This window comes from Mycobacterium sp. 4D054, assembly GCF_052245755.1.
Taxonomy (GTDB): Bacteria; Actinomycetota; Actinomycetes; order Mycobacteriales; family Mycobacteriaceae; genus Mycobacterium.
In genome coordinates, this window is record NZ_JBQQCF010000105.1 from 1 (window position 1) to 5,299 (window position 5,299).

Here is a 5,299-nt window from a genome sequence, read left to right on the forward strand (position 1 = left end):
ACAATACCAGCGCACCGCCCACAGGATCACATCACCCTGGAAATGGCGCCACTTGAAATCCGTCATCGTTCCGTCCGTCCAATCTCCGCCAAGCATGCTCAAGCTTCACGATTTTTGCAACAGAGCCGCCTCGCGCGTACCGTCGACACCATGACCCAGGCACCTGCCTCACCTCCGCTGCACATGCAGCGTGTCGACTTCGACCCCATCCCCACCCTCGGCGAGATCCGCGAGACCGAGGGGGTGCGCACCGTCATCAACGCTTTCGGCATGCCGGTGTACCTGGTGACCCGCCACGACGACATCAAGACGGTGCTCTCCGATCCGGAGCGGTTCTCCAATGAGCGCCCGCCAGGGTTCGTCGTACCCGGGGCACCCGAGGTGTCCGAGGAAGAACAACGCGCCGCCCAGTCCGGCAACCTGCTGGGCCTGGACCCACCCAGGCACACCCGGTTGCGCCGCATGCTCACCGGCGAGTTCACCGGCCGCCGGATGAAGCGCCTGGAGCCACGGATCACCGAGATCGTGACCCAGCATCTGGACGCCATGGAAAAGGCCGGTCCACCAAGTGATCTCGTCACCGACATCGCATTGCCCATCCCGTCACTGGTGATCTGCGAGTTGCTGGGCGTGCCGTATGACGACCGCGACGATTTCCAGCACCGCACCAGCCGCCAGCTCGACCTGTCGATCCCGATCGAGGAACGCTTCGAGCTGCAGCGCGCCGGGCGTGCCTACATGCAGGCGCTGGTGGCCGGCGCACGTCGCTCCCCCGGTGACGACATGCTCGGAATGCTGGTGCGCGAGCATGGATCCGAGCTCACCGACGACGAGCTGGTGGGCATCTGCAGCCTGCTACTGGTGGCCGGTCACGAGACCACCTCCAACATGCTCGGCCTCGGCACCCTGGCGTTGCTGCAGCACCCGGATCAGCTGGCCCTGGTGCGTGATGACCCCGATGCGGTGAGTCCGGCGGTGGAGGAGCTGCTGCGCTGGCTGTCGATCGTGCATTCGGGCATCCCCCGCATCACCACCAACGAGGTGGAGATCGCCGGGGTGCAGATTCCCGCGCACCAGCTGGTGGTCGTCTCACTACCGTCGGGCAACCGCGACCCGAGCTTCATCGACAACCCGGAGGTATTCGACGTCCGCCGCGGCGCGATGGGACATCTGGCGTTCGGCCACGGTGTCCATCACTGCCTGGGCGCACCGCTGGCCCGGATGGAGATGAAGATCGCTTTTCCGGCTCTGCTGCAACGCTTCCCGACCCTGCGCCTCGACGAACCCTTCGACGACGTGGCGTTCCGGTCCTTCCACTTCATCTACGGGCTGCAGTCGCTTCAGGTGGCCTGGTGAGGGTGCGCGCCGACCGCGACGTCTGCATCGGCGCCGGGGTCTGTGTGATGAACAGCGAGGCGGTCTTCGACCAGGACGACGACGGCATCGTGGTACTGCTGGTCGAGGACGTGCCCCCAGCCGAGCAGGACAACGCGCGGAAAGCCGTGCAGCTCTGCCCCTCTGGAGCGCTCCGCATCGTCGAATGATCCATCGTTGACACTGCACTGAGCGCGAAGAAGTGCGAGTGGCGGTCGCGGTGAGTGCAGTGTCGACGGGGGGTGAAAACCCCTGTTTCACATCAGTATCTGACGCCACAGCGTTGGGTTTCTTGTCGGTGGTCGCACGTATGTTCGAGACATGGGTAGCTCGGCAGTCGCAGACAGGGAGGCGATGCTGGCTGCCCTGGCCCAGATCGAAGAGCTGACCGCGCAGATGAATCGGCTGTCCATCGACGCGTTCACCGATGCCGAGTTGTTGGATATGCAGCAGCGTCGTGAAGCTATCGCTCGTGCGCAGCCGGTGCTCGATCATCGGGTGTATCAGCGGATCACGTCTCAGAGTTCACCGGTGGCCTTGGGTGCCAAGAATTACGCCGCGGTGTTGTCGCAGCGGTTGCGGATCTCCACCTCGGAGGCGCACCGGCGGTTGGACGAGGCGGCACTGTTCGGGCCGCGGACCTCGCTGACCGGTGAACCGCTGGCGCCCACGATGCCGGGGTTTGCCCGCGGTCAGGCGCAGGGGTTGATCGGCGCCGAGCACATCAAGCATCTGCGGTGGTTCTTCCGTGAGCTGCCCGGGTTCGTGGACTTCCAGACCCGGGAGAATGTCGAGGCCCAGTTGGCCCAGCATGCCTGTGTGAGCGAGCTTGTCAAGACTTTTGTGTATGAGCCGCGTTGGTTAGTACGTTGGTTAGTAGATGTATGGCTCTAGTCGGTCTGGGTAGGCCAGGACCAGGGCGCCTAGTGCGTGCTTCCACCCAGTGACGATGGCGCCTTCGACGAGACGGTTACTTTGCTTGTACCGCTGGGGCGTCGTTCGGTCGCGGTGACGAACGCGTTCTCGGGAGCGTTTGTCTTCGATATCGCAGATCGCAAGCCACAAAAGCTTCACTGCCGCTTGATCATTCGGGAAATGACCACGATTCTTGATGATCTTGCGGAGTTGATAGTTCAGCGACTCGATGGCGTTGGTGGTGTAGATAATTTTGCGGACGGCCGGCGGGAACGACAGAAACGGAATGAAGCGTTCCCAGGCTGCCTCCCAGGCCCGAACCGTAGTCGGGTACTTCTTCCCCCAAGCGGACGCGGCGAACTCGTGCAGAGCGATTTCCGCGGCATCGATGGTGGGCGCGGTGTAAATGAGGCGCAACGCAGAGGCCACCTGTTTGCGATCGCCGTAGGCAACAAAACGCATCGACGACCGAAGGAGATGCACCGTGCAGGTTTGCACGATGGTCTGCGGCCACGTCGCGGCAATCGCGTCGCCGAAGCCGGTCAGCCCATCCACACAGGCGATGAGGACGTCTTTGACGCCACGATTGGCCAGCTCAGCGCACACTCCAGCCCAGAATTTCGCTCCCTCGGTGGGCTGAACCCAAATCCCCAGCACGTGGCGGATCCCGTCCATATCGACTCCGACAGCGATGTGAGCGGACTTGTTGCGGACCTGATGTCCGTCGCGGATCTTGATCACCAGAGCGTCCAGGTAGACGATCGGGTACATCGGATCCAGGGGCCTGCGCTGCCACTCCAGGACCTCTTCGAGCACCGCGTCGGTGATTTTGCTGATCGTCTCCCGCGAGATCTCGGTGCCGATCGTGGTGGCCAGATGGTGCTCGATGTCGCGGACGGTCATCCCGCCGGCATAGAGGCTGATGATCATCGAATCCAGTCCACCGATGCGCCGCGAGCCCTTCGGAACCAGCATCGGAATGAAGCTGCCGTCGCGGTCACGTGGAATGGCCAGGGTGACGTCGCCGACCTCGCTGGAGACTGTCTTGGCGCTGAAACCGTTGCGGGCGTTGGGAAGTACCCGCCCAGCGGGATCGCCCTTGTCGTAGCCGAGATGGCCGGTCAGCTCCGTCTGCAGGCCGCGCTCCAGGACCGCCTTGACCATCTCCTGCAGAAAGCCACCTTCGCCAGTCAGCTGCAGCTCACCCGCGTCGATCTTGGCTAGTACGTCGTCGAAACCGCCCGAGGCCTTCAACGCCTCGAACGCCTGCCGGCCTGACTCCAGCCGGTCTACTTCCTCGCCGTTATCGCCGTCACCGGCCTGACTGTCCTGCCGAACAACCATGGACATCATCGTGCTCCATCTGGCTCATGCAGCTCCTACACAAACCATCTGACACGCCCCTGTGAGCTGGGGCCTGAGGCGTTCCGCAAGGCCGCCGCGCACATGCTGTATCTGCTGAATCAGGACGGGGAGCTCTCCGATGAGGACCGTCAAGCCCTGGCCTACATCCGGGTCGGTAAGCAACGCCCCGACGGGATGCGCCCCTTCGAAGGACTCCTGACTCCGGAAGCGTGGGCCACCTTAGAGCCGTTGATGGAGCGCAACGCCGCCCCGGGGATGTGCAACCCCGCTGACGAGCACCCCTGCCTCGACGGCGAACCCACCGAGCAACAGATACACAACGACACCCGCACCGCCGGCAAGCGCAATCACGATGCGCTACTGGCGCTGTGCAAACGCATGCTCACCACGCAGCCGACCGGCACCATCAACGGCCTGCCCGCGAATGTCGTGATCACCGTGAGTCTGACTGATCTGGAGAAGGGCACCGGCCACGGGCTGACCGCCGGCGGTACGCTGCTGCCCATCGCCGACGTCCTGAAGTTCGCCGCCCACTCAAGGCCCTGGCTCGCGCTGTTCGACGGCAAGGGCTTACCTCTGCACCTGGGCCGGGCCCGCCGCACCGCCACCCTCGCGCAGCGACTCATGCTGCTGGCCAAACACCGGGGCTGCACCATGCCCGGCTGCACCGCCAGTGCGTACCGTTCCCAGGTGCATCACGCCAACCACGACTGGAAGGACGGCGGCCGCACCGACATCAACGACCTGACGTTGGCGTGCGGTCCGAACAACCGCATGGTCGAGACCGCCGGCTGGACCACAAGAAACCGCCCCACAGACGGCGTCACCGAATGGATTCCGCCCCCGCACCTCGACTGCGGCCAGTCCCGCACCAACAACCTGCACCACCGGTGAACGGGTCATCGACCCCGGCGATCCGTAGGCGGACGACACCCAAACCTGCTCGCCGACAGCGGGAATCAGTCGCCGTCGCGGTGCAGGTCGATCAGCCCGGCCTTGCTCAGCGCGAGCACGCTGACGATCAGCACCCAGACCGGGAACGCCAGCGTCAGCCACACCGTCACATCACTGGCCACCAACAGCGTCAGCGCCACCACGTAGGTGAAGATCACCAGCCCCCGCGACACCAGGCCGGTCTTGAGCCAGATGGTGGCCAGCGACATCATGAACACCGCTGCCATTCGCAGGGCGTAGGTCTTCGACAGCGCGATCAGCAGTGCCTGACCGAACACGTGCACATCGGCTCCGTAGTCGGCGCCGCGGCTGGCCACCAACGCCACCCCCACGGCAGACGACACGAAGATCATCGCGAGGAACAGCAGCCCACTGCCCAGGAAGACCGAGGCGAAGAACTTGTCCTCGAACCTGCCCAATCCGTCGCGCACCACTCCGATGAACCACAGGAAGCAGATGCCGGCGAACGGCATCAGCACCGCCGCCGCGCGCACCTTGCCCTCCGAACCCTCCACCCACTGCGCGCCCGGCTGGGCGCCTTCGGGAAGCGCGGTGTGGATCAGCGGGCTCTGTTGCAAAAATCGTGAAGCTTGAGCATGCTTGGCGGAGATTGGACGGACGGAACGATGACGGATTTCAAGTGGCGCCATTTCCAGGGTGATGTGATCCTGTGGGCGGTGCGCTGGTATTG

General features: G+C 64.1%; 6 protein-coding genes. 4 read left to right on the plus strand and 2 right to left on the minus strand.

Annotated features, from left to right (window positions below):
• The first annotated feature begins 150 nt into the window (after positions 1-150).
• From ACTWP6_RS29745 to ACTWP6_RS29755, 3 genes are all read left to right on the plus strand, one after another.
• Positions 151-1,356, plus strand: coding sequence for a cytochrome P450 (locus ACTWP6_RS29745; RefSeq protein WP_064850778.1), 1,206 nt, complete (start codon positions 151-153; stop codon positions 1,354-1,356).
• The gene (locus ACTWP6_RS29750) at positions 1,353-1,544 is read left to right on the plus strand and encodes a ferredoxin (protein WP_064850777.1); all 192 of its coding nucleotides are present in this window, start codon (positions 1,353-1,355) and stop codon (positions 1,542-1,544) included. The genes ACTWP6_RS29745 and ACTWP6_RS29750 overlap by 4 nt, the downstream gene beginning before the upstream one ends.
• A 151-nt stretch (positions 1,545-1,695) precedes the next feature.
• Entirely contained in the window at positions 1,696-2,268 is a 573-nt protein-coding gene (locus tag ACTWP6_RS29755; protein ID WP_443189582.1) for a DUF222 domain-containing protein, read from the plus strand.
• On the opposite strand, the gene ACTWP6_RS29760 is transcribed toward ACTWP6_RS29755, so the two are convergent.
• Entirely contained in the window at positions 2,248-3,633 is a 1,386-nt protein-coding gene (locus tag ACTWP6_RS29760; RefSeq protein ID WP_171504881.1) for an IS256 family transposase, read from the minus strand. The two genes, ACTWP6_RS29755 and ACTWP6_RS29760, sit on opposite strands and share 21 nt — an antisense overlap.
• 48 nt (positions 3,634-3,681) lie before the next feature.
• Here ACTWP6_RS29760 and ACTWP6_RS29765 point away from each other — a divergent pair, with 48 nt between their 5' ends.
• Positions 3,682-4,548: an HNH endonuclease signature motif containing protein gene (locus ACTWP6_RS29765; RefSeq protein WP_267887559.1), complete on the plus strand. Its 867-nt coding sequence runs from the start codon at positions 3,682-3,684 to the stop codon at positions 4,546-4,548.
• A 65-nt stretch (positions 4,549-4,613) separates the two neighbouring features.
• Here ACTWP6_RS29765 and ACTWP6_RS29770 read toward each other — a convergent pair whose 3' ends face one another.
• The gene (locus ACTWP6_RS29770; protein ID WP_370491047.1) at positions 4,614-5,186 is read right to left on the minus strand and encodes a hypothetical protein; all 573 of its coding nucleotides are present in this window, start codon (positions 5,184-5,186) and stop codon (positions 4,614-4,616) included.
• Between the last annotated feature and the right edge of the window lie 113 nt (positions 5,187-5,299).